Source organism: Neobacillus sp. NRS-1170, assembly GCF_050468025.1.
Genome location: NZ_JBITPF010000014.1, coordinates 144,334 through 167,975 on the forward strand (window position 1 = coordinate 144,334; position 23,642 = coordinate 167,975).

The following is a 23,642-nucleotide window of genomic DNA, read 5'->3' on the forward strand; positions in this document are numbered from 1 at the left end:
CCAATGTTTTATAAATTTTTGTTACGCCGCTTGATGTATGTCTTACCCATGCTGATTGTAACGACTTTGGTGGTCTTTTCCCTAATCTTGATTATACCGGGTGATCCTGCTCTTGCACTTCTTGGAGATAATGCAACGGCAGAAAAACTAGCCCAGTTGAGAAGTCAACTGGGTCTGGATCAACCTGTGCTCATCCAGTATGGGAATTGGCTATTACATGCTTTACAAGGGGATTTAGGGAGATCCCTTTTTACAGGGGAAATTGTAAGTGATGCAGTGTTTTCAAGACTGGGGATTACGATTCAGCTTGTTATTTCTGCGATGATTATTTCCTTTCTGATAGGGATGTTTTTTGCCATTACCTCTATTTTAAAGCCGAATAGTTGGATGGATTATGTGGCAAGGTTTTTCGGCACGCTGGGGACTGCCATTCCAAATTTTTGGTTAGCGATGCTGCTGGTAGCTCTATTTAGTGTCAAGCTTGGTTGGCTTCCTGCTACAGGATTTGTTAGTATTTTTGAAAATTCGGGCGGATTTATAGAAAGTGTTCTTCTCCCAGCCTTTTGCTTAGGTGCATTTGGCGCGGCACAAATAACACGACAATTACGATCTTCACTGCTTGAGAGTATGGATTCAGATTATATTCGCACTGCATATTCCAAAGGATTATCATTATGGCCAGTAATTTGGAAGCATGGACTTAGAAATGCTTTTTTACCTGTCTTAACAACGGCGGGGCTTCTATTTGGGAACATGCTTGGTGCAACGGTTGTGATTGAAAGCGTTTTCGCTATTCCTGGAATGGGACAATTGGCAGTCAATTCAATACTGCAAAGGGATTTTCCGATGCTTCAAGGTGTCGTCTTAGTAATGGTTGTGATGGTCCTCATCATTAACTTTGTTACCGATGTACTCTATAGCATTTTGGATCCTCGAATTGAATTTGATTAAGAAGGAGGGCACAACATGCAGTTTCGAATTATTTTACAAAGGGTAAAACGTGAACGCTTGGCATTCGTCAGTTTGATCTATTTGGTCATTTTAGTCCTAGTCGCTGTTTTTGCCCGATACATTGTCCCCTTTGACCCAGAAGCACAAGATTTGAACCAAGTGATGATTGCACCAAATGGCTCGCACTGGTTTGGAACAGATGAACTAGGAAGGGACATTTTTACAAGATTGCTTCTTGGATCACAGGCTGCCATACAAGCAGGGCTAATCGCAATCTTAATTCCTCTTTTTATTGGAGTTCCCTTGGGAATTATTTCAGGGTATCTGGGCGGCATCGTCGATGATCTTTTCATGAGGGTTGTTGATGCGATTTTATCTTTTCCTGCTATTCTTCTCGCCTTGGGAATTACGGGTGCTTTAGGGGTTAACCTTTGGAATGCGATGATTGCGATTGGAATCATCTTCACTCCGCAATTTGCTAGACTGGCAAGAGGACAAACCCTTCAAGTCCGGCGTGAACCATATGTGGAAGCGGCAAAGATTTCAGGGGCTGGTCCTTTGTGGATTATGTATCGGCATATCCTTCCTAATATCGCCTCTCCGATTATTGTTCAAGCATCCTTCAGTTTTAGTTTGGCGATTTTGGTGGAGGCATCATTAAGTTTTCTTGGAATGGGGGCACAGTCACCGCAAATTAGTTGGGGAGGCATGCTTCATCAAGCCTACAGTATGATTTTTGTCAATCCATTTATGATGATTTTCCCTGGAGCAGCAATCTTGCTTTCAGTCTTAGCCGGTAACTTTTTCGGAGATGGATTAAGAACAGCCATTGATCCAAAAATCAAGCGAACTTAGGAGGGAAGCGGTTTGAGTAAACAGTTTGAACCACTTTTGGAAGTAAATAATCTTAGATCGTATTTCCCTTCAACTGGAGGGGTTGTAAAAGCGGTTAATGATGTTTCTTTTAAAATTGGAAAAGGTGAAATTGTTGCATTGGTGGGGGAATCTGGCAGCGGTAAAAGTGTAACCGCGTTATCGATTATGGGACTGAATGCACCTACCATCACTTATGGCAAAGAAAGCATCATCTCGTTTAAAGGCCATAATTTACTTACGATGAAAAAAAGGCAAATGAAGAAAATTCGCGGCAATGAAATTTCAATGATTTTCCAAGACCCGTTATCTTCCTTAAACCCTTTACATCCAATTGGAAAACAAATCGCAGAACCAATCCAACTCCACCAAGGGGTTAGTTACAAAACAGCGCAGCAAACTGTCATAAATTTGTTAAATAAGGTAGGGATTCCTGATGCTGAAAGCAGGCTCAGAGATTATCCCCATCAGTTATCAGGAGGGATGCGGCAAAGGATTATGATTGCAATGGCTCTTGCCTGCAATCCATCTCTGTTGATTGCCGATGAACCCACCACAGCATTAGATGTGACCATTCAAGCCCAAATTCTGAATGTCATGAAGTCACTTCAGAGAGAAACAGGTGTATCTATTCTTCTGATTACTCACGATTTAGGGGTTGTGGCGGAAATGGCGGATCGGGTTCTTGTCATGTACTGTGGGAAAATAGTAGAAGAAGGCGACGTCTATTCGATTTTCCAGGACCCAAAGCATCCCTATACAAAAGGCTTGTTAGCAAGTGTTCCAAAGTTAAGAGGACAATCGAAAAAACGCTTAAATGCCATTCCCGGTACCGTTCCTAGCCCTCTAGAGCTTACAGGCGGCTGCAATTTCTATTCACGCTGTAGTCAGGCAAACGATCAATGCAGTAGTAATACTCCATACCTGGAGAATTTAGGACCACAAAGAAGGGCAGCTTGCTGGAATCTACAGGAAAGGCCAATCGAAGAGGTGACAAAGCATGCTTGAACCATTGGTTTCCATTAAAAATGTGAAAAAATATTATCCCATTGGCAGTGGATTATTTGGAAAGAAAACCAAATGGTTAAAAGCGGTGGATGGGATTAACCTTGAAGTGAAACAAGGAGAAACTCTTGGACTTGTTGGTGAATCCGGATGCGGAAAATCGACCTTGGGCCGGATGGTCGTTGGGCTGCTTGAACCAACGGATGGGGAGGTTCATTTTGAAGGCAGCTCACTTTTATCAAAAGGACGAAGTAAGCGGGATTTAGGGAAAAAAATTCAAATGATCTTTCAGGATCCCTATGCATCTCTGAATCCGAGAATGAGTGTTGCCGATATCATTGCAGAACCCTTAGTTCTGCATAAGATTGGGACCAGTAAGGAGCGGAAAAAACGGGTAGATGAATTATTAGAACGGGTAGGACTGAGATCTGTACATGGCGTGCGTTATCCTGAAGAATTTTCCGGCGGGCAGCGTCAAAGAATTGGCATAGCCAGAGCATTGGCATTAAACCCCAGGCTGATCGTATGCGATGAACCTGTTTCCGCCCTTGATGTATCCATTCAAGCTCAAATTTTAAATCTCCTGAAAGATATCCAAGAAGATTTGGGTTTATCTTATATTTTTATTGCTCATGGTCTTCAGGCAGTAAAGCATATCAGTGATCGTATTGTGGTGATGTATTTAGGAAAAGTGGTCGAAATTTCCGAAACGGATTCATTATTTGAGAACCCGCTGCACCCTTATACCAAAGCATTGATTTCTGCAGTCCCAGAGCCAGATCCAACGATGCGTGACCGCGAGCGTATACTTCTAAGCGGGGATCTCCCAAGTCCAGTCAATCCTCCAAATGGCTGCCGCTTTCATACTCGCTGTCCTTTAGCTACAGAGCGTTGTCAACGGGAAGAACCTCCTCTTGTAGAAGCGGCGGAGAGAAGATGGACAGCGTGTTTTTATTAAGAATAATAGATTTAAAAAAAACAGTTTAAGGAGGAAATCTAGTGACCTGGGAACCGGAAATTAAAGAATTGCACCTTCGGGAAGCTTTAGCACGCCAAATGGGAGGAGAAGAAAGAGTCTCAAAACATATATCCCAAGGCAAACTGACGGTCCGTGAGAGAATTGAGAAACTCCTTGATCATGACACCTTTCATGAACGTGGGGCAATCGCTGGAAAAAGCAAATATGATGAAAATGGGAATTTAATAGCATTTACTCCAGCAAATTTTATCCTCGGGACAGGGCGAATTAAAGGCCGCAAGGTTGTTGTAGGCGGGGATGATTTTACTGTCCGAGGCGGTGCAGCGGATGGAGCGATCCGCGGCAAACAGATCTACGCAGAGCAAATGGCTCATGACCTTCAGGTGCCAATCATTCGGTTAGTGGATGGTACAGGTGGCGGTGGAAGTGTAAAATTCCTAGATTTAGAGGGACATACATATGTTCCAGTAAACCCTGCATGGGATTTAGTCGTTGCCAATATGGAACGGGTCCCTGTTGTTGCAGCCTGTCTAGGCTCCGTTGCCGGACTGGGTGCTGCGAGGGTTGCCGCGTCCCATTTTTCTGTGATGGTGGAAGAGACCTCCCAACTATTTGTAGCTGGACCTCCAGTTGTAAAATTTGGCATGGGGCAGGATTTAACAAAAGAAGATCTTGGAGGGGTGCAGGTTCACCGCACTAGTGGGGCGGTAGATAATATGGCCAAATCAGAAGAAGATGCTTTTGAACAAATCCGTACATTCCTTTCCTATTTACCATCAAGTGTTTGGGAGCTGCCGCCAGTGGAACCAGCTGAGGATGATCCTAGCAGAAGGGACGAACGTTTGATTTCAGTTATACCTAAAAATAGAAGAGCACCTTATAAAATTCGTGAATTGCTCACCATGATATTTGATTTAGAGTCAATTTTCGAGATGGGACGATTTTACGGAGGAGGGACCCTTACCTGTTTTGCTCGACTTGATGGTTATCCAGTTGGAGTATTAGCAAGCGATCCATTTGTAAATGGCGGCGGACTGACAGCAGAGAGTTCTGAGAAAATAGAGCGTTTTGTCGACCTGTGTCAAACCTTCCATTTACCAATTGTGAATTTGGTTGACCAGCCTGGCATGGTTATTGGACTTCCTTCAGAGAAGAAGGGAACCATCCGAAAAGGGGTGCGTGCCATCTCAGCTATCTATCAAGCATCTGTTCCAATGGTTGAAATCATTATGCGAAGAGTGTTTGGTGTAGGCGGTGCAGGAATGTCAAACGGTCATGGATTGAACCTGAGGTATGCTTGGCCTTCAGGAGATTGGGGTTCACTGCCGGTTGAAGGGGGTGTTCATGTTGCTTATCGTCGTGAACTTGAGGCTAGTGACAATCCAGAAGCACTATTAAAAGAATTACTAGAAAAAATGGAATCAGTTAGATCTCCATTTCGAACGGCAGAGGCTTTTGGCATTGAAGAAATTATCGACCCCCGTGATACCCGTCCATTGCTCTGTGAATGGGTGAAAGATGCATACGAACTTCTCCCGCAACAGTTAGGCGTTTCACGCAATGGAATGAGGCCATGATTTTTTCATAATTATTATAAAAGGAAGGTGACTTTCGATGAAACAGGAGGATTTGTTAAAGGAGCTTTCTTCTAAGGAGGAAGTCGTTTCTAAATGCCTTGAACATTGGGCGAAGGTAGCAGGAGAGAAAACTTTTATATACTATGGAGAAGCTGATAAACAAATCACTTATCAAAAGTTTAATGAAATGACGAATAGTATTGGACATTCATTAAAATCTAAAGGAGTCCAGAAAGGAGACCGTGTACCTGTATTTTTAAAGAATCCATTAATAACCACTATGGTTATGTTTGGCATCTGGAAATGCGGAGCGATATTTAGTCCGATTAATTTTAATTATCGAGGTAAACTTCTTAGTTATCAGTTAAAAGATACAATACCAAAGCTGCTTTTTACCGAGCGGTCCATGGTGCCCATTTTAAATGAAATTGCCTCCGAAGTAGGCCATTTGTGCACGGCTGTTTATAATCCCCAAGAGGGAGATCATGATTATATTGCAGAAACTGCTGAAATTCCTCTGGATTTAAACTATAACGAAATCTCCTTGGATCGGTTTTTACAGGAGGAGACCAAAAATCTCGATCTAGAATTGAACTATTGGGATACAGCCAATATTATTTATACTTCTGGAACGACAGGACCAGCTAAAGGAGTGGTCCAATCGCATCGCTGGATTAATGGATATACCCTACGAATGAGGGCATGTATGTCTCCTGAAGATGTGGTATATAATGATCTGCCTCTCTATCATGTGGGTGGAGCGTTTGCCAATGTTGCGAGAGCTGCCTATACGGGGTGTACGGTTGCATTATGGGATAAATTTAGTCCTAATCAATTTTGGAAGCGGATTGAAAAAAGCGGATCCACTACAGCAATTTTACTGGATGTGATGATCCCTTGGCTAATGAATGCCAAACCGTCAAAAGACGATAGATTGAATACCATTAATAAAGTTCATATGCAGCCGCTTCCCAAATATCATAATGAGGTAGCAAAGCGATTTGGATTTGATTATGTGACCGCCGGATTTGGACAAACGGAATCGGGGAATCCGCTTGCCAGTGTCATTCTTGAAACAAAAGAGGGTGAAGGGACCCCGAAGGAATTATATAAAGGTCTTTCCAGACAGGAAATTATCACTGTCTGTGATAAGTTGAATATTCCCATCATTAATGGGGAACAGGACTTGAAAAAAGGCTTCATGGGGAAACCTACCTTTTATTTTGAAGTGAAAGTGTTTGATGAAAATGACATTGAACTTCCTGTCGGTCAGGTAGGTCAGATTGCTTTTCGGCCGCGGTTGTCTCACCTCGTATTAACAGAATATTTCAATAAACCTGAATCAACAAATAAGGCCTTTAAGAATCTATGGTTCCACAGTGGTGATGCCGGTTACCTTGGAGAGGATGGATTTTACTATTTTGTTGACCGGCTTGGCAGTGTGATCCGGTGCCGAGGAGAAAAGATTTCTTCGTATCAATTAGAGGATATCATTAACGGTCATCCAGATATTGACTTATGTGCTGCTTTCCCAGTCCCAGCAGAAGTTGGAGAGGAAGATGATGTAGCAGTTTATGTCGTTAAGAAAAACGGAGCCGCTTTAAACGAGGAAGAGTTACGGGAATGGGTGAAAGATAAAATGCCTAAATATATGTGGCCAAAGTATATCCGCTTTACCATGGACCTGCCTCGAACTCCAACGAATAAAATTGAGAAATATAAAATTCGTCAGGAATTAATAAAAGAATTTGAAACAGAAAAAGTGTAAAAAAAGGAGAGTGCTAGTTTCATAACTAGTACTCTCCTTTTTTTATAATACTTCTTCATTTAATTCGGTTTTTATGTTTGTTTTGGCCTGTTGATTTTGAACAGAGTTCTTAACTCTAAGTGTTAAAACTAAACCTAAAATCAAACAGATGGAACAAAAAAGGAATGCACTTTTAAACCCCCCCCAATCCTCTATCAGCCAGCCGGCAATCGCGGGTCCAATAAATTGCCCAACAGCAAAATAGAAGGTGACATAACTAAAGGCGACAGGCATGTCAGCAGGCTTCACATGATCCATACTGGAAGCTTGCGTTAAAGTAAATAATCCTGTAGATGTACAGCTTAAAATAACTGTATGAATGGTAAAACCAATGACTGTTGGAAAGATTACAGGAAGAAGCATCGAGAAAGCGGTCAGACCCATCGTTAATATTAAGGATGTTCGGCGGCCGATTTTATCGGAAATAAATCCCCAAATGGGCCCGCTAAAAATCGATAAGATTCCATTCAGAGCCATTAACTGGCCGGCAAATTTAACATTAATACCTGATTCAATCATATAGCTCATGACAAAAATCATTTGGACTATGTAGGTAATCCCGATTATTCCATAAATAAGCCCAACATTAATTACTTTTGGATTTTTATAAATTTCTTTGGCAGATGCTGGTTGTCGATTTTGATTGCCTGGGTTTTCCAAGGGAGGATTTTTTATAAATATTAGCGTTAAAATCACCACTACAAGTCCAATAAAAGCGAATATCCCCCAGGCAATTCTCCAGCCGATATCTCCATTGAGGCTGCTTAGGTTGGGGACGATGATTCCTGCAAGAAGGATCCCAATTCCAGCGCCGCTAGTGGTAAGGCCGATGACAAATCCCTTTCGCTGCGGAAACCAGGCAACGAGCAAAGAGATAAAGGGTGTATAGGTAAAGGATGTTCCAATACCCAGGAGCAGCATAAAAATAAAGGTCACTGGATAGGAAAAAGTGAAGGATAAACCAGCTAGTCCTAATGTAACGAGAGAAATTCCTAGTAAAACGGTCCTTTTACTCCCCCATTTAGACGCAAGGATTCCTGCAAAGATGATAGTGCTCAAATATCCTAAAGAAGTGGTAGTTCCCAGGTATCCAGCCTCTTTATAAGAGATATGAAGACCCTCTCTCATAAAAGGAAGGATAACTCCATAGGACAGTCTTGCAAATGCTAATACGACCATTGTTGTTAACATTCCAATGATCGCATAACCCCATAATCTTTTATGGTTATTGGTTTCCATTTTAAGTCTCTCCCTTTAATTAAGTATAATAATTTCATTTTTACCATCATATTCCTTTCGGGTAACGAAAATTCTGTTTAGGCTGATTCTTTTACGAATAAGTGATGTAAATTATGGAGAAAATTTTTATGTTCTTTCAATTCATCTTCTAAGGAGAAAATAACAATGACAAATGTAAAATTAGCCGTTATTTATTACAGCATGGGCGGAACGAATCATCAGCTATCAAAATGGGCTGAAGAGGGAGCTAAAGAAGCAGGTGCGGAAGTAAAGGTATTAAAGGTTCCTGAGTTAGCACCTCAATCAGTTATTGAAGGAAATCCTGTATGGAAAGCTCATGTCGAAGCAACCGCAAATGTCCCGGAAGTTAAATTGGAAGATTTGGAGTGGGCAGACGCCATTATCTTCAGTGTTCCAACACGTTTTGGGAATATGCCGTCGCAAATGAAGCAATTTTTAGATACAACAGGCGGGCTTTGGTTTAATGGAAAACTCGTGAACAAAGTGGTTAGTGCGATGTCTTCTGCACAAAACGCTCATGGCGGACAGGAAGCGACCATTCTTTCCTTATATACAACGATGTACCACTGGGGTGCGATAGTCGCAGCGCCAGGATATACCGATCCGGTTATATTCGGTTCTGGAGGCAATCCTTATGGAACGAGTGTAACGGTTGATCAGAGCGGTAACATGGTGGAAGATGTGCAAGCTGCTGTAAAGCATCAGGCTAAACGGACCGTTACGGTTGCGGAATGGGTGAAAAAAGCAAATCAATAGCTGAAGTTTGAACTGACTGGGTAATTCCAGTTGGTTCTTTCTATTTTAAACTAAATTTTCAAAAAATTCTATTGACATTTTGGCCATTTCTAAGGATAATCAAAGAAAATTAATTTAGTAAAGGTAAGGGACTAGTAAATCTTTGGAATGTGGTAGAGAATGAAACCCACCGGCTGAAAGGTTTCTCACGGAAAGAGGATTGAACCTGCCCTTGTAAAGCTGCTTATGAAAACATAAGCCGTGCCCCACGTTACGGGTTGAAAGTGGATGCAAGCGTAATGCTCGGCATCAATGAAGGTGGTACCGCGGAAACGACTTTTCCGTCCTTTTATTTAGGACAGGAGAGTCGTTTTTTATTTTTAAAAAAAGAAGGGTTAAAAATATGAAAAAACAGCTGGTGGTAGTAAAGATTGGAAGCAGCTCGTTAACAAATGTCTCAGGAGCGATATCAGAGGAAAAAATCCGTGATCATGTTGAGGCATTGTCACTATTAAAACAGCAGGGGCATGATGTAATCCTAATTTCCTCAGGTGCAGTTGCCGCTGGATTTGGCGCACTAGGATATTCAGTCCGTCCGAAAACAACTGCCGGGAAGCAAGCTGCAGCAGCTGTAGGGCAAGCACTCTTAATGCAAAATTATATTCAACTATTTAAAGAGTTTAATATTGTTCCAGGGCAAATCTTATTAACTCGAGAGGACTTTTACAGTCAAATAAGGTTCCATAATCTTTTCAATACGATACAGGAGCTCCTCCAAAGAGGTGTCATTCCGATCATAAATGAGAATGATTCAGTATCGATTGAAGAACTGACCTTCGGAGACAATGATATGCTCTCGGCTCTCGTTAGCGGGTTTTTACATGCAAATGCTCTCATAATCTTAACCGATGTAAATGGACTCTATGATGGAAATCCAAAAGTATCGAAGGAAGCTAAAAAATATCATTTCATCCCGGAAGTATCGGAACAACTTATGGGATTCGCTGGCGAAAGCGGTTCGATGGTTGGTACGGGCGGAATGAAATCCAAGCTGTTAGCAGCAAAAAAAGCACTATCGCTTGGTGTTAGTGTTTTTGTGGGAACGGGGGCAGGTAAGGATAAATTGGTTGATATCCTTGCTGGCAAAGGCGACGGAACGTATATCGGAGGTCCTTTCCAAACACAGATGCAGATGAGAAAACAATGGATAGCCTATCATTCCCAAGTAGGAGGGGTCATCGAAATTGATGAAGGAGCAGAGCAGGCCATTGTCCAAAAAGGGAAAAGCTTATTGCCTGTAGGAGTAACGAATGTAACTGGTGAATTTAATGCCTTGGATGTGGTAGAAGTCCGCAACCCAAAAGGAAAAATTGTCGGGAAAGGGCAAGTATACTATTCCTCTCAAGACCTACTTAAAGTTAAGGGATTACCAAGTGAGCAATCCAAGGTTTATTCGATAAATCAACACGCAGAAGTGATTCATCGTGATAATTGGGTCATTATGCCAAAGGAGTGAACGTTCAATGAGCGAATTGTTATTAAAAGCAAAAAAATTAAAAGTAGCTTCCAAGAAATTAGGAATGGTTACCCGCGAAGAAAAAAATCGAGCGCTGGCCAAAATGGCCGATAAAATATTAATGGAAAAGGAACGCATTTTAAAAGAGAACGAAAAGGATATTTCTGCCGGTAAAGATAATGGAATTTCGTCATCATTATTAGACCGCTTATTGTTAACGGATGAGCGAATTGACCAAATCGTTGAAGGCATTCATCAGGTCATTAAGCTGGATGATCCCATCGGGGAGATTACCGAGGCCTGGGAAAGACCGAACGGATTGCATATTCAAACCGTAAGAGTCCCGCTCGGTGTGATTGGCATGGTATATGAAGCACGTCCCAATGTGACGGTTGATGCCGCAACTTTATGCTTAAAAGCCGGAAATGCGGTTCTGTTAAGAGGAAGTTCTTCTGCCCTCCATTCCAATATGGCGCTTGTGCAAGTAATGCGGGAAGCTCTTGCTGAAACAGCGATTCCTGCCGACGCGATTCATCTCTTAGAGGATACAAGCCGCGAGACTGCTTCTGAAATGTTTAAGTTAAACCAATACTTGGATGTTCTTATTCCACGCGGAGGCGCAGGATTAATTCAATCGGTTATCCAAAATGCCACGGTTCCTGTGCTAGAAACGGGTGTTGGCAACTGCCATGTTTTTATAGATGAATCAGCACAAGAAAAAATGGCGACTGAGATCACGATTAACGCGAAATTACATCGGCCATCTGTTTGTAATGCAGCCGAAACTCTTCTCATTCATAAAGATTGGCCATATATTTCTGAATTGATAAATATGCTGCATGAAAAAGAGGTAGAGCTGCGGGGCGATAAAGAATTAATTTCCAAATATTCGTTTGTCAGTCCGGCAAATGAAGAAGATTGGCAAATAGAATTCTTAGCGCCAGTACTGGCTGTAAAACTAGTGAATGATATAAACGAAGCCATTGAACACATCGACCAATATGGTACAAAGCATTCCGAAGCAATAATAAGTGAAAATCAGCAAAATGTCCGTTTATTTTTCCAAGCGGTGGATGCTGCCGTCTTGTATCATAATGCCTCTACAAGGTTTACCGATGGTGAGCAGTTCGGATATGGCGCTGAGATTGGCATCAGTACACAAAAGCTGCATGCCCGCGGCCCAATGGGACTCAAGGCCATCACGACAACTAAGGCGATTGTACAGGGAACAGGACAAATTAGAATATAATAGAACAAGTAAGGGCTTAATTAGTCCTTACTTGTTTTTATTACTGAATGAAAGGGACAGCGAGACAAGGTTGTGTCATCGTCGTGCAAGAAATATTGCTTCCATTCATAGTTATCATTTTTTCCATAAGTATTTAAATTAGGGTGAATTGCAATAGTATCATATTCTGAAAGACGTTTCCGAATCGATGCTTTGATTTTAGCTGCCTTTGATTCACTTGAAGAAAACTGTTCAAGAACAAAACGTGGAGTAATCGCAAGCATGAAATATGGGAAATGCCGGCTTAATCTATTTTTATGGGAAGGTGTTGCACAGAAAATAAAATATTGTTCTCCATGATAGCAGAATTCCCATAATGAATCATGTGGATCTTGGGGTATATGATTTGGCCATTTCACTTGATCGAATTCTTGAACAAGATTAAGCTGTTTCCAAAATAGCAGCTCAAATTTTTCAACTGGGGTCTTTTCTAGTAATTCCCGCCTTGGTTCATAAAAAATAATTAAAGATGTATAGGAACCAATTTCTCGAAAACAGTTTGAATATGCTTCGAGCATATCGGCAAGCTGCTTTGCATTGGAATTTCTAATGAAACCATAGCGAAAATGATGGAGTTGGTACCCCTGGGTGGCAGGAATACAAGGAAAGGGTTTAGATTTATCGGTCATTTTTGCTTCAAATTTTTCCATTGCATCCTTTTGCCAATGTTCTAAAGCCATCTGCTGAAGCGTTTCTTTTGTATAGATACTCACTAAGCTCCCACCTCTCATTCTCAAGATATGAAAATTTAAAAATGAGGGTGAGAATTTCAACTTTTTCGTTCATTTCTGTTAAAATAAAAATACAAACAAGTATTCTTATTTCAAGTGGTGATTCAGTGACAAATGATGTTCAAATATCAGTTCGAACACTTGTTGAATATGTTTATCGCAGCGGCAGTATCGATTCTCGGTTTCGTTCACAAGCAACATTACTAGATGGAACAAGAATTCATCAAAAAATCCAAAAAGCCTATCAAGGGGAAGATCAAAAGGAAGTTTACCTCAGTGTTGAAATTCCATTTGAAGGGTTCAAATATATCATTGATGGCAGATGTGATGGACTTTTATTCAAAGATGGTGAAGTGACAATAGATGAAATAAAGTCATTTTCCCAGCCGCTTGAACTCCTTGAACAAGAGGGGTATCCAGTCCACTGGGCGCAGGCAAAAATGTATGCCTATATTTATTCGAGGGACCATCAATTACCAGCCATAAATGTTCAGCTAACTTATGTTCATGTCGATTCAGAAGATAAAAAATACATAAAAAAGACGTTTACTTTTCAAGAGCTCGAGCAATTTGTTTTCGATTGTCTCAAAGGGTATGCACCATATGCCCAGCTGCAATTTCAAAATCGTGAAAAGCGAAACGCAAGCTGTAAGGTATTGAGTTTTCCATTTCCTTCCTATCGTGAAGGTCAGCGGAAATTGGCCGGTGCTGTTTATAAAACGATTTCTGAAGGGAAAAATTTATTTGCGAAAGCTCCAACAGGAATTGGTAAGACCATCTCAACGATATTTCCGTCAGTTAAGGCGATGGGGGAAGGCCATTTAAACCGTATTTTCTATCTTACGGCCAAAACCATTACACGAACCACTGCCGAAGATGCCTTCGCAAAAATGCGAACTAGCGGCCTTTGTTTAAAAACGGTCACCATCACAGCGAAAGATAAAATGTGTTTTAAAGAGGAAACCATCTGTCAAAAAGAACACTGTGAATTTGCAGATGGGTATTATGATCGGATAAATGATGCCATACTCGATATATTAGCGAATGAACAAGGTATGACAAGAGCGGTAATTGAAACTTATTCTAGAAAACATAAAGTCTGTCCCTTCGAATTTTCAATTGACTTAGCCTATGTGGTTGATGCGATTATTTGTGACTACAATTATATCTTCGACCCTCAAGTATCATTAAAGAGGCTTATTGAGGAACAGAAAAAGTCGACTGCCTTATTAGTTGATGAATCGCATAATCTAGTGGACCGCGGGCGGGAAATGTTCTCAGCTTCCATCAACAAAGAAATGTTTCTTCAATTGAAAAAAGACTTTAAAGAAGTCAATCAAGAGATTTATGAAGCAGCGCATAAGTTGAATTCTTGGTTTATTTCTTTGAAAAAAGAAAATGCCAATCAAAATGAGTTTACTATTCAAAAATGGGATGAAAACCTAAATCTCCTGCTTGTCCAATTTTTGGATGCTGCAGAGGAGCTATTAAAAACAGGACCATCTAATCATTTATTGGAAGCCTACTTCAAGGTAAACAACTTTTGTAAAATTGTAGAACTTCTCGACGAACATTATATGATTTATGGCGAGAAGCAGAAAACGGATTTAATTGTGAAGCTTTTTTGCATGGATCCCTCAAAACTGCTAAAGCAAATGGGGAAAGGCTTTCGCTCTAAAGTGTTCTTTTCAGCAACTCTATCGCCCCTTCCGTATTACCAAGATATCCTTGGCGGACAGGGGGAAGATTACATCATTTCAATCCCATCGCCATTTACAAAAGAACAAGCGGATATTCTTATCAAGCCGGTGTCCACACGTTTCCGAGACCGAGAGCGGACGAAGGAACCGTTAGTGAAAATGCTTCAATCATTTATTAAAAAGCGGCCAGGCAATTATTTAATTTTTTTCCCGTCCCATCAATATTTACGTTCTGTTTTTGAGGAGTTTAAACTGGCCGATCCGGAAACGAACACACTTTTTCAAGCACCAGGCATGAGCGAAGATGAAAGAGAAGCTTTTTTAGAGGCATTTTCCCCAATTCAAAAAGAAACCTTGCTCGGTTTTGCAGTCCTTGGGGGGATTTTTTCCGAGGGAGTAGACTTAATTGGCGATCGCCTTAATGGAGTAGTAGTGGTAGGTGTGGGGTTACCTCAAGTTTGTTTTGAACGAAATTTAATTAAGGACCATTTTGACAAGAAGGGAAAGCAAGGCTACGACTACGCTTATGTTTTTCCTGGAATGAACAAGGTGTTGCAGGCTGGAGGAAGATTAATTCGTTCAGAAGAAGACCACGGAACCATCATACTTGCCGATGATCGATTTCTACAAACCAAATATCAAAATCTTTTGCCGCAGGAATGGCGGGACTACACGATTATTTAAGCACGTTTTGAAGCGTGCTTTTTTTCTTTGCTTGGACAAGGGTCCCGTTTTTTAAAATAATTCTTAATTATTTTTGTAAATAAGGTGACAAAATCGGAATCTTTGTCATATAATTAACAAAAAAGTTGCACAAGGTAAAAACTTTGAAGGAGGGGAAAGAGAGATGGATAAACCTAAAACAATGAAATTAGTGAATGGTGAAAAAGGAAATATAATAAAAATTACTTCTTTAAATCTGGACGGTGTGATGAGAAGAAGATTATTAGATTTAGGATTTGTGACAGGCGCATTGGTTGAGGTCGTACGGAAAAGCCCCTTGGGTGACCCAATTGCCTTTCGTGTCAGCCAAACAACGATTGCACTTAGGGAAGAAGAAAGTTCTAAAATAGAAGGGGAGCTGGTATCCAATGGGAACTGAATATCGAATTGCCTTAGCGGGAAACCCGAATACGGGCAAAAGCACGTTGTTTAATGCCTTAACGGGCCTCAGACAGCATACCGGCAACTGGGCCGGCAAAACGGTTTCGCTTGCCCAAGGGACTGTGCAGTTTAATGATAAAACGTTTCAACTTATCGATCTCCCAGGCACCTATTCGCTCTTTTCCAATTCAAAAGATGAAGAGGTTGCTAGAAATTATATCGTTTTTGAAAAACCTGATGTAACACTCGTTGTTCTCGATGCAACATCGTTAGAAAGAAATTTAAATCTTGCCCTACAGGTTTTAGAGATGACAAAAAACGTGGTCATTGCGATAAATCTAATTGATGTTGCCGAACAACAAGGGATTCAAATAAATGAACGATTGTTGACAAATCGCTTAGGGGTTCCTGTCATCAAGATCTCAGCCCGGAACAAAAAAGGCTTTCCGATGCTTTTAGATACCCTTGACCGCATTGTGACTGGAGCCATTGAATGTAACCCGGTAAAAATGGCTTATTCCGAAGAAATTGAAGAACAAATTAAGAAAATTGAACCAAAGGTTCGTGAAATCATTGGCGATCAATTATCTTCCCGATGGGTTTCTTTGAGATTGCTAGATGGAGACGAAACCTTATTGAACGAAATAAATCAGAGATTATCCGGGAGGCAGGTAGAGTATGAGTATTCAACACATATTTGCTGAGGCCCAAAAGCTTTCGACACCAAAGCTGAGGGATGATATTGTTCAACAGCTTTATAATCGCAGCCATAAATTATGCCAGGAAGGAATTGCCTATTCAAAAACAAAACGGGATACGAGGACAGAAAAACTAGATGCCATTTTTACATCACCGATCTTTGGTTTTCCGATAATGATTGCGATGCTCGGATTATTGTTTTATATAACGATAGCTGGTGCCAATATTCCGTCATCCTTGATAGCAGAGTTCTTTGGCTACCTGGAAGGTTATATAACCCAAATTTTTTCTTTCCTACATGCTCCAGAATGGCTTCATGGAATTCTTGTCCTCGGGTTATATCGGGGAACAACATGGGTTATTAGCGTGATGCTGCCGCCAATGGCGATCTTTTTTCCAACCTTTGCATTACTTGAGAATTATGGGTATTTGCCGCGGGTAGCGTTTAATATGGACCGTTTATTTAAAAGGGTCGGGGCGCATGGAAAGCAATCATTAACAATGGCCATGGGTTTTGGCTGTAACGCAGCTGCAGTTATTTCAACAAGGATTATCGAATCCCCACGGGAGCGGATGCTCGCCATCTTGACTAATAACTTTGTTCCATGTAATGGACGATGGGGAACTTTAATTGTGTTGTCGTCGTTATTTATGGCAGCTGGTTTCACAGGCGGGATGGCGTCACTTGTCACTACAGGGGTCATTGTGGGAATTGTCATGTTCGGTATTGTCGTTACCTTTTTCGTTTCGTGGGTATTATCGAAAACAGCTCTTAAAGGGGTTCCGACTCATTATACATTAGAGCTTCCTCCATATCGCAAGCCAAAAATCTTTGATACGGTGATACGTTCTTCTTTAACCAAGTCATGGTCTGTTTTAGTCAGGGCGGTTAAGGTAGCGGCACCCGCAGCGATTTTAACATGGGTATTTGCGAACATTTACATTGGAGATACAAGTATCCTTATGTATGCAGTAAACTTTTTGGATCCATTCGGAAAAATGCTAGGCTTAGATGGATACATTCTAATGGCCTTTATTTTAGGGTTACCAGCAAATGAGATTGTTCTGCCAATCCTTTTGATGGGATACTTATCAACTGGTTCCTTAACAGAAGTTGATAGCTTGGTAGATTTAAAGAAAATTTTTCTCGAACACGGCTGGACATGGTTGACCGCTTTAAACATGATGTTATTTTCACTGCTTCATTATCCTTGCGGAACGACTTTGCTGAATATTTATAAAGAAACAAAGAGTAAGAAATGGACTTTCTTAGCATTTCTAATACCAACAGTTATTGCTATCATTGTTCCGTTGGTGATTACGCAAACAGTAAGATTTTTTGGCTGGGTTTAATATTCTGAAGACATCACATTATTAATGTGGTGTCTTTTTTATTAAGTTGAAGTATGAACGAATAGGTCTTAGGTAAATGAAGAAACCTATAACTACCTATTATGTGGAGGATTAGGATGTCAGAGGAAACATTAACCGATACCATTCATTCGGATTTTCATTTGAATATTCAAACGGTGAATAATACATTTTCTAACATACATGATTTTAAGACAAGAGTTTTCGATATAAAAGAACGGAAGATTGGGATTACTTATATCGATTCGATTACAAATAAAGATATCGTTAACGGCAGAATTGTAAATGAAATTTATAAGTTAGATTATAAAGACTCCATCGTCGATATACCTATAGCGAATATAAGTGCAACTGATAACTTTAAAAAAATTTATTCTGGTATTATGGATGGTAAAGTTGCAATTTTTGAGGGAAATTCGAACATCGCTTTCCTGCTGGATACCGGATTATTTGAAACCCGCTCCATAAAGGAACCTGATTCAGAAAAAATCGTAAGTGGTTCTCACGACGGGTTTGTTGAAAGTTTAAATAAAAATATAAATATTCTAAGGAATCGTGTTAGAACACCAAATTTAAAAAACGAACTGTTAAGTGTTGGTAGTGGCGATATAACCACGAATGTTTCTATTCTTTATTTAGAAAATATAGCAAACCCAGAAGTGATTAACATTGTTAAAAAACGGATTTCTTTAATTAAACTTGATAATAATCTAACACCTGGAAAATTGGAAGAGTTTATTGAGGATAGCTCATTCTCTCCATTTCCGCAAATTTTAGAAACAGAAAGACCAGACCGTGTCGTCGCAAACTTGATGGATGGTCGAATTGCGGTTTTGGTGGAGGGAAGCGCCACTGCATCAATTATGCCTGTAACCTTCTTTTCCTTTTATCAATCTCCGGATGATTATAATTCTAGATTTATTTTAGGTTCGTTTTTACGAATAATCCGACTGTTAGGTTTCTTTATTAGCATTAGTTTACCTTCCATTTATATTGCGATCGTTTCCTTTCATTATGAGGTGCTTCCATATGAATTAGTGACAAATATTAAATCGAGTTTGGAATATGTCCCATATCCCCCTGTTATCGAAGCCCTGATTATGCAGCTTACACTCGAACTATTAAGAGAAGCGGCAATCCGGCTTCCTACTTCCATGGCGCAAACGGTAGCCATTGTTGGGGGGTTAGTAATCGGTACAGCAATTGTAGAAGCAAATCTCGTTTCAAATACCATGATCATTGTCATTGCTATTACGGCAATCTCTTCCTTCACTGTGCCTATTCATGAAATGAGTTCCTCGATTCGTTTATTAAGTTTTCCAATGATTTTTGCGGCAGCGCTGTTAGGTTTAGTGGGAATCGTAGTAGGGTTTATGTTTTTAATGATTCACTTGGTAAAATTAGAATCTTTCGGTGCTCCCTATTTTGCGCCACTAGGTCCTATTCGTGTGTCTGATTTAAAAGACACACTAATAAGAGTACCATATTGGAAAATGAAGACCAGGCCAAGTACAGCAAAACCAATCAATGAAAAACAATCCACTGGGAAAAAGGGGTGGGCGGGGGATGGAGAATAATAAGGAGAGTATTTCCTGTTTTCAGATGTTCTTTTTCATTGTATTGGCAACCATAGGTGAAGGCATATTATCCTTTCCAAATTTGGTTTTTAAAGATGCTAGACAAGCCTCGTGGATATCGATTTTGATAACTGGTTCAATCGCTATATTTTTGGCTTTGACTTACCTTTATTTGCATCGTCGATTCCCCAAAAAAACTATTTATGAAATTTGCATGGTGATCTTTGGAAAATGGGTAGGGAGGTTAATCATAGTCGGCTACCTGATTTATTTTTTCCTCATTTGTATGAGTATTAATCGGATATACATGGAAACAATTAAAAGCTGGATACTAACCTCTACCCCTGCTTCAGTGATCTTATTCCTTATGTTTATGTTGGGAATATATTTAGGCAAGGAAAACTTAAGAATGATAACACGCTTTTTTCAGCTTTGTTTTTGGATTATTATTTTTCTTATGCTGATGAATCTTGGTTCTTTGCCTTACCTTCATTGGAAATACTTATTTCCGATAAATGAAGTTAGCTTTCTCAATATCTTAAAAGGAAGCAGAAGCAGCATTCCTTCGTTTTTAGGGTTTGATAGTTTATTGATCATTTTACCTTTTGTTAAGGGTAATCTAAAAAGCAAGGTAAAGTCCTCTTTGTTTTCCATTGTGTTCATTACATTCACCTACATTTTTGTGATCTTAACCTGTATTTTATTTTTTAGTTCAAAGGAATTAATTTTGATCCCGCAGCCAATTTTGTATTTATTTAAATCAATTACAATCTTTGGAGTCATTGAGAGGCTGGATATCATTATTGTTTCTTTATGGATTGTCATGATGATGACCAGCTATGTCTCTTATATTTATCTAACAAATATCGGAATTGGTACGTTATTTCATTTAAAAAAACGAACCATTCCAACGCTTATAATCACAGGACTTGTTTATTTTCTTGTTCTATTCATTCCGGTATCAAGAGAATCCATTATTACTCAGTTTAAACTTATAAACATTTTAAGTTCCATTTTTTCCGTAGGAATACCGTTATTGGCTATCATATCGTCCTTCCTTTTCTATCGGAAAGACATGAATGAAGGGGAACCTAAATGATAATAGGAAAAGGTTTTTTGATTTTAATGGTTTTACTTGTCCTGACAGGATGCTGGGATGAAAAACTGTTAAAGGATAGCTCGCTTGTTTTAAGTATTGGCATCGACATAGCCAAAAACAACAAAGTTAAAGCTACCACAGCAATCCGAACAAGTAAAATGATTACAGGCGGTCAAAGTGAGTCGATTAACTACATCGTTGAAGAAATATCAAATACTATAAGGGAAACCAGATTAGAAGTAGACAAACAAATTCCGGGTGTTTATGAACCAAATAAATTAAGAATCGTATTGATCGGGGACAAAATTGCAAGAAAGGACCTTTATCCTTACTTTGATGTCTTTTTTCGTGATCCCAGAAGTTCTCTTGTAGCAAAAGTAGCGGTAGTGAAAGGCGAAGCTTCAGATATTATCAAAATGAAAAAATTAAAGGAAAATTTGATAAGTGAAGCATTGATTGATCTAATAAAAAGTGCAGAAGAACACACCATCGTTCCTGTTGAAAATCAGCAAACGATACTTACAAGTATGTTTGACGAAGGAGAGGATTTTACACTTCCATATATCGAAAAAATAGATAAAGGAACGGTAAAGGTTACAGGAATTGCCCTGTTTCACAAGAGAAGCTTTACAGGTAAAACGTTAAAAGGTAACAAACCAATTATATTTTTAATAGCAAAAGGAGAAAAGAGCAAGGATATTAAGCTGACCGAAAGTCTAGAAACCATTGAAGGTCAAAATGTAAAAAATTATGTCTCTTTTTCCGTGTTAAAAACAAAAAGAGATATGAATATAAAAATAGTAAAAGGGAATCCAACTGCAACCATAGATCTCAAGCTGTTTATCGAAATAAATGAATACCCAAAAGGGTCATTATTTGAGCAAAAAGAGGAGTCGGAACTCAATAAAAAAGTGGCACAAAGAATCGAGAAAGAAGCGAATGCAATGGTGGATACGCTAAAAAGTGCTAATTGTGACGCCTTCGGAATTGGTCGCTATTTAATTGCGGATCATCCTAAAGAGTGGAAAAAATTAGATTGGGAAAAGACATATCCGGAAATGCCTTTTAAAATAAAGGTCAAAGTTGAAACTGTAAGAAGAGGGATTATTTTTTAATCATATAACCCAGAAAACAACCCATCTAGCGTGGTGAAGGCATATAATCCTTACTACGATGGATGGGTCATTTTTATATCATCGTTAATCAACAATTCCAGTTTGTTGGATATCTACATCTGCAATGACACGAACTTTTACGTTGGGGTAATACTTTTTCCATTGTTTTTCATTAAATCCGCGATAATGTTCTTTATATTTTGCTCCTAAACCGAGAGGGTCTACCTGATGGTTTTTAAATTGGGTGATGAGTTTTAAGGCACTTTTTTCTAATTTCTGTTCAACCTGTTTTTGATATTTCTTTTTATCAAAGGCCTGTCTTTGTTTCTCAGAAGGAGCGAACTCTTGAAGTTTTGTTTTCATTTTGAGATGAATCGAAAACTCTGGTCTCCCGTTTACAATTTTTACTTTATACTTTGTATTAGAGTTGAGTGTTTCAAGAACAACCTTATCACTGTTTTCTAAAATAAATCGGTTTATACCATTCCTGTTTTGATCAAGTAATCCTTTAAAGATGAAAAGATCTTCTAATGAAATAGATGTAACATATTGATCATAATTGAAAATCGCCAATCCAGTAATCTGAATATTACTGTCAACCTTTTTAATCAAAGGTAAATAAGGATCCTGTCCTATTTGAAATAATTGAAATAAAAAGGTTTGTAAATCAGTCCGTGGCAACCGTCCATATTCCATATTTTGATCTAGCATTTCTTGTAAATAAATTGAAATATTCTCCGATTTATATTTTTTCATCTTTAGCAGCTCATTAGCGTCACCATCAACAATGGCCATTTGAACAAGACTCCCAATTGACGGATCGCGGTTTAAGGTATCCACAAAATCATTAAGCCCTTTTTGAGCCAGAGTTTTTCCATATAGCGCTAACCTCAACTGTCCGCTTACCAAGCGAAACCGTGTTTCGTTACTTAATTTTGTCCGAAGTTCTTTACTAGACTCACCGAAGGCTGTTTTGACTTCAGAAGAGGAAGTTTTGTCTTTATTAATAATTGGGAATACAATGGTCCCCTTTATGTCCTTTTTTTCGGCAAAATCATATCCCACCCCCTGTATCAAATTGATTTCATTTACAATATTGGTAGGGAGGAAGGAACAACCTGATAATAATACTGTAAGAAACAACCAAATTGATAACCGATTAACCATTTTGCTTACCCCTTTTTAAAATGGTAAAAACAAGTAATAGTAAAGGGATGTAGCCGTAAAAAATGTATAAATTCATTTGCGTTATCATTTTATCCAACAGTTCCTTGAAGCTTTCGGGTATGAATTGAGAAAGGCCCACACTTAATAGGCTGAGAATAAGTAATGCATACTTTTGTTTCTTACAAAATATCTTCTTTAAGCCTCTGCTTGAGCACCATAATAAAAGTGCAATCAATGAAGTAACGATAATTAAATACATGGAAATATATAAGTATTCAAATCGCTCTAAGAACGACAGCTTAATTATTTTTGTTAAAGATAGTTCCGGCCAAATCGTCGTTTTCAACTGACTTTCACTATAAAATGTAAAGGAAACAATTGAAGAGACGGTATATAGTAAAGTAGTAAACAGTACTCCTAAATGAGCGAATTTTTTCGAGGCTTTAGGATCCCTTATAAATGGATAGTACATCAATAATGCTTCGGTTCCCGCTAAAGTATACATCGAGCTTTTAATGGAATCCATCATTTCATTGAAGGAATGGTTCATGATTGGCATCAAATTGGCAAAATGAGCAATTTTTAACGGGAAAATATAAAGGTAAATTAACAATAATTGAGGAAAAACAAACGATAAAAAAGATATGCCGGCAATTGTCCGAAATCCTCCAGAAATACCATAGTACACTAATATTAGAAGTAAAGAAGATAGAATCCAAGATGGTATCGTAGGAAACATCCAAACTTGAACGATTTCTATAAATCCATCTAAAACAGATACACTGGCCAACCAGTAATATAGGATGATGAAAAAGCTAAAAAATTTGCCTAGAAGATTTCCAAAAAGATTAGTATGAACATCGATAATATCTCCTTCGGCTTTTCCCAGCAGTTTATACACCATCCATATAAATGCTTGAACTAAACACCCGGCAACTAGTACACCTATCCAGGCATCATATCCAGCTTTAGCGCTAATGATTCTTTGAAAACCTAATATACCTACACCGACTTGCGAATTGTAGATAATAAAGAAGACTAAGTAAGGAGAAACTTGATGCCTGATATTCGCTTGCAAATGGAATTCT

General features: G+C 39.3%; 20 protein-coding genes. 16 read left to right on the top strand and 4 right to left on the bottom strand.

Annotated features, from left to right (window positions below; genetic code table 11):
• Nucleotides 1–3 precede the first annotated feature (3 nt).
• Genes ACIFOT_RS06275 through ACIFOT_RS06300 form a run of 6 tightly spaced genes read left to right on the top strand, consistent with a single transcriptional unit; the run spans nucleotide 4 to nucleotide 7,153 of the window.
• Complete coding sequence (locus tag ACIFOT_RS06275; protein WP_430063178.1) at nucleotides 4–951, top strand: ABC transporter permease; 948 nt, start codon at nucleotides 4–6, stop codon at nucleotides 949–951.
• A 15-nt stretch (nucleotides 952–966) separates the two neighbouring features.
• Nucleotides 967–1,806 (top strand): ABC transporter permease, encoded by an 840-nt coding sequence (locus ACIFOT_RS06280; RefSeq protein ID WP_430063180.1) that lies wholly within the window; start codon nucleotides 967–969, stop codon nucleotides 1,804–1,806.
• A gap of 12 nt (nucleotides 1,807–1,818) precedes the next feature.
• Nucleotides 1,819–2,832: an ABC transporter ATP-binding protein gene (locus ACIFOT_RS06285; protein WP_430063182.1), complete on the top strand. Its 1,014-nt coding sequence runs from the start codon at nucleotides 1,819–1,821 to the stop codon at nucleotides 2,830–2,832.
• Complete coding sequence (locus ACIFOT_RS06290) at nucleotides 2,825–3,787, top strand: ABC transporter ATP-binding protein (RefSeq protein WP_430063184.1); 963 nt, start codon at nucleotides 2,825–2,827, stop codon at nucleotides 3,785–3,787. The genes ACIFOT_RS06285 and ACIFOT_RS06290 overlap by 8 nt, the downstream gene beginning before the upstream one ends.
• A 41-nt stretch (nucleotides 3,788–3,828) precedes the next feature.
• Entirely contained in the window at nucleotides 3,829–5,385 is a 1,557-nt protein-coding gene (locus ACIFOT_RS06295; RefSeq protein WP_430063186.1) for an acyl-CoA carboxylase subunit beta, read from the top strand.
• A gap of 37 nt (nucleotides 5,386–5,422) precedes the next feature.
• Nucleotides 5,423–7,153 (top strand): AMP-binding protein, encoded by a 1,731-nt coding sequence (locus ACIFOT_RS06300; RefSeq protein ID WP_430063188.1) that lies wholly within the window; start codon nucleotides 5,423–5,425, stop codon nucleotides 7,151–7,153.
• Nucleotides 7,154–7,195: 42 nt separating this feature from the next.
• Here ACIFOT_RS06300 and ACIFOT_RS06305 read toward each other — a convergent pair whose 3' ends face one another.
• Nucleotides 7,196–8,431 (bottom strand): MFS transporter, encoded by a 1,236-nt coding sequence (locus ACIFOT_RS06305; protein ID WP_430063190.1) that lies wholly within the window; start codon nucleotides 8,429–8,431, stop codon nucleotides 7,196–7,198.
• A 165-nt stretch (nucleotides 8,432–8,596) separates the two neighbouring features.
• Between ACIFOT_RS06305 and wrbA the strand changes: the two genes are divergently transcribed.
• The 3 genes from wrbA to ACIFOT_RS06320 all read left to right on the top strand — a co-directional run bounded on the left by wrbA (nucleotide 8,597) and on the right by ACIFOT_RS06320 (nucleotide 11,952).
• Nucleotides 8,597–9,208: an NAD(P)H:quinone oxidoreductase gene (gene wrbA, locus ACIFOT_RS06310; protein ID WP_430063192.1), complete on the top strand. Its 612-nt coding sequence runs from the start codon at nucleotides 8,597–8,599 to the stop codon at nucleotides 9,206–9,208.
• Between the two features lie 382 nt (nucleotides 9,209–9,590).
• The gene (gene proB, locus ACIFOT_RS06315; protein ID WP_430063194.1) at nucleotides 9,591–10,703 is read left to right on the top strand and encodes a glutamate 5-kinase; all 1,113 of its coding nucleotides are present in this window, start codon (nucleotides 9,591–9,593) and stop codon (nucleotides 10,701–10,703) included.
• A 7-nt stretch (nucleotides 10,704–10,710) separates the two neighbouring features.
• The gene (locus ACIFOT_RS06320) at nucleotides 10,711–11,952 is read left to right on the top strand and encodes a glutamate-5-semialdehyde dehydrogenase (RefSeq protein ID WP_430063196.1); all 1,242 of its coding nucleotides are present in this window, start codon (nucleotides 10,711–10,713) and stop codon (nucleotides 11,950–11,952) included.
• Between the two features lie 20 nt (nucleotides 11,953–11,972).
• Here the strand turns inward: ACIFOT_RS06320 and ACIFOT_RS06325 are convergent, their stop codons facing one another.
• Nucleotides 11,973–12,722, bottom strand: a complete 750-nt coding sequence (locus ACIFOT_RS06325; RefSeq protein WP_430063198.1) for a YqcI/YcgG family protein — start codon at nucleotides 12,720–12,722, stop codon at nucleotides 11,973–11,975.
• A gap of 107 nt (nucleotides 12,723–12,829) precedes the next feature.
• On the opposite strand from ACIFOT_RS06325, the gene ACIFOT_RS06330 reads away from it, so the two are divergent.
• The 7 genes from ACIFOT_RS06330 (at nucleotide 12,830) to ACIFOT_RS06360 (ending at nucleotide 21,387) form a co-directional block, all read left to right on the top strand.
• Complete coding sequence (locus ACIFOT_RS06330) at nucleotides 12,830–15,106, top strand: helicase C-terminal domain-containing protein (protein WP_430063200.1); 2,277 nt, start codon at nucleotides 12,830–12,832, stop codon at nucleotides 15,104–15,106.
• Nucleotides 15,107–15,269: 163 nt separating this feature from the next.
• Nucleotides 15,270–15,524, top strand: a complete 255-nt coding sequence (locus ACIFOT_RS06335) for a FeoA family protein (RefSeq protein WP_430063202.1) — start codon at nucleotides 15,270–15,272, stop codon at nucleotides 15,522–15,524.
• On the top strand, nucleotides 15,514–16,230 hold the full coding sequence (locus tag ACIFOT_RS06340) for a FeoB small GTPase domain-containing protein (protein WP_430063203.1): 717 nt from the start codon (nucleotides 15,514–15,516) through the stop codon (nucleotides 16,228–16,230). The genes ACIFOT_RS06335 and ACIFOT_RS06340 overlap by 11 nt, the downstream gene beginning before the upstream one ends.
• Nucleotides 16,205–17,578, top strand: a complete 1,374-nt coding sequence (locus ACIFOT_RS06345; protein WP_430063204.1) for a nucleoside recognition domain-containing protein — start codon at nucleotides 16,205–16,207, stop codon at nucleotides 17,576–17,578. Before ACIFOT_RS06340 ends, ACIFOT_RS06345 begins: the two co-directional genes overlap by 26 nt.
• 116 nt (nucleotides 17,579–17,694) lie before the next feature.
• Nucleotides 17,695–19,173, top strand: coding sequence for a spore germination protein (locus tag ACIFOT_RS06350; protein ID WP_430063206.1), 1,479 nt, complete (start codon nucleotides 17,695–17,697; stop codon nucleotides 19,171–19,173).
• Entirely contained in the window at nucleotides 19,163–20,272 is a 1,110-nt protein-coding gene (locus tag ACIFOT_RS06355; protein WP_430063208.1) for a GerAB/ArcD/ProY family transporter, read from the top strand. The genes ACIFOT_RS06350 and ACIFOT_RS06355 overlap by 11 nt, the downstream gene beginning before the upstream one ends.
• The gene (locus ACIFOT_RS06360) at nucleotides 20,269–21,387 is read left to right on the top strand and encodes a Ger(x)C family spore germination protein (RefSeq protein WP_430063210.1); all 1,119 of its coding nucleotides are present in this window, start codon (nucleotides 20,269–20,271) and stop codon (nucleotides 21,385–21,387) included. The genes ACIFOT_RS06355 and ACIFOT_RS06360 overlap by 4 nt, the downstream gene beginning before the upstream one ends.
• A gap of 84 nt (nucleotides 21,388–21,471) precedes the next feature.
• On the opposite strand, the gene ACIFOT_RS06365 is transcribed toward ACIFOT_RS06360, so the two are convergent.
• Both ACIFOT_RS06365 and ACIFOT_RS06370 read right to left on the bottom strand, forming a co-directional pair.
• Nucleotides 21,472–22,554, bottom strand: a complete 1,083-nt coding sequence (locus tag ACIFOT_RS06365; protein WP_430063212.1) for a Ger(x)C family spore germination protein — start codon at nucleotides 22,552–22,554, stop codon at nucleotides 21,472–21,474.
• Nucleotides 22,547–23,632, bottom strand: a complete 1,086-nt coding sequence (locus tag ACIFOT_RS06370) for a GerAB/ArcD/ProY family transporter (RefSeq protein ID WP_430063214.1) — start codon at nucleotides 23,630–23,632, stop codon at nucleotides 22,547–22,549. The genes ACIFOT_RS06365 and ACIFOT_RS06370 overlap by 8 nt, the downstream gene beginning before the upstream one ends.
• Nucleotides 23,633–23,642: the final 10 nt, after the last annotated feature.

Bases quoted from the DNA above. Each gene is read 5' to 3' on its own strand.
- ACIFOT_RS06275 (WP_430063178.1), top strand. From the start codon at position 4: ATGTTTTATAAATTTTTGTTACGCCGCTTGATGTATGTCTTACCCATG.
- ACIFOT_RS06280 (WP_430063180.1), top strand. From the start codon at position 967: ATGCAGTTTCGAATTATTTTACAAAGGGTAAAACGTGAACGCTTGGCA.
- ACIFOT_RS06290 (WP_430063184.1), top strand. From the start codon at position 2,825: ATGCTTGAACCATTGGTTTCCATTAAAAATGTGAAAAAATATTATCCC.
- ACIFOT_RS06300 (WP_430063188.1), top strand. From the start codon at position 5,423: ATGAAACAGGAGGATTTGTTAAAGGAGCTTTCTTCTAAGGAGGAAGTC.
- ACIFOT_RS06305 (WP_430063190.1), bottom strand. From the start codon at position 8,431: ATGGAAACCAATAACCATAAAAGATTATGGGGTTATGCGATCATTGGA.
- wrbA (WP_430063192.1), top strand. From the start codon at position 8,597: ATGACAAATGTAAAATTAGCCGTTATTTATTACAGCATGGGCGGAACG.
- proB (WP_430063194.1), top strand. From the start codon at position 9,591: ATGAAAAAACAGCTGGTGGTAGTAAAGATTGGAAGCAGCTCGTTAACA.
- ACIFOT_RS06320 (WP_430063196.1), top strand. From the start codon at position 10,711: ATGAGCGAATTGTTATTAAAAGCAAAAAAATTAAAAGTAGCTTCCAAG.
- ACIFOT_RS06325 (WP_430063198.1), bottom strand. From the start codon at position 12,722: ATGAGAGGTGGGAGCTTAGTGAGTATCTATACAAAAGAAACGCTTCAG.
- ACIFOT_RS06335 (WP_430063202.1), top strand. From the start codon at position 15,270: ATGGATAAACCTAAAACAATGAAATTAGTGAATGGTGAAAAAGGAAAT.
- ACIFOT_RS06340 (WP_430063203.1), top strand. From the start codon at position 15,514: ATGGGAACTGAATATCGAATTGCCTTAGCGGGAAACCCGAATACGGGC.
- ACIFOT_RS06345 (WP_430063204.1), top strand. From the start codon at position 16,205: ATGAGTATTCAACACATATTTGCTGAGGCCCAAAAGCTTTCGACACCA.
- ACIFOT_RS06350 (WP_430063206.1), top strand. From the start codon at position 17,695: ATGTCAGAGGAAACATTAACCGATACCATTCATTCGGATTTTCATTTG.
- ACIFOT_RS06355 (WP_430063208.1), top strand. From the start codon at position 19,163: ATGGAGAATAATAAGGAGAGTATTTCCTGTTTTCAGATGTTCTTTTTC.
- ACIFOT_RS06360 (WP_430063210.1), top strand. From the start codon at position 20,269: ATGATAATAGGAAAAGGTTTTTTGATTTTAATGGTTTTACTTGTCCTG.
- ACIFOT_RS06365 (WP_430063212.1), bottom strand. From the start codon at position 22,554: ATGGTTAATCGGTTATCAATTTGGTTGTTTCTTACAGTATTATTATCA.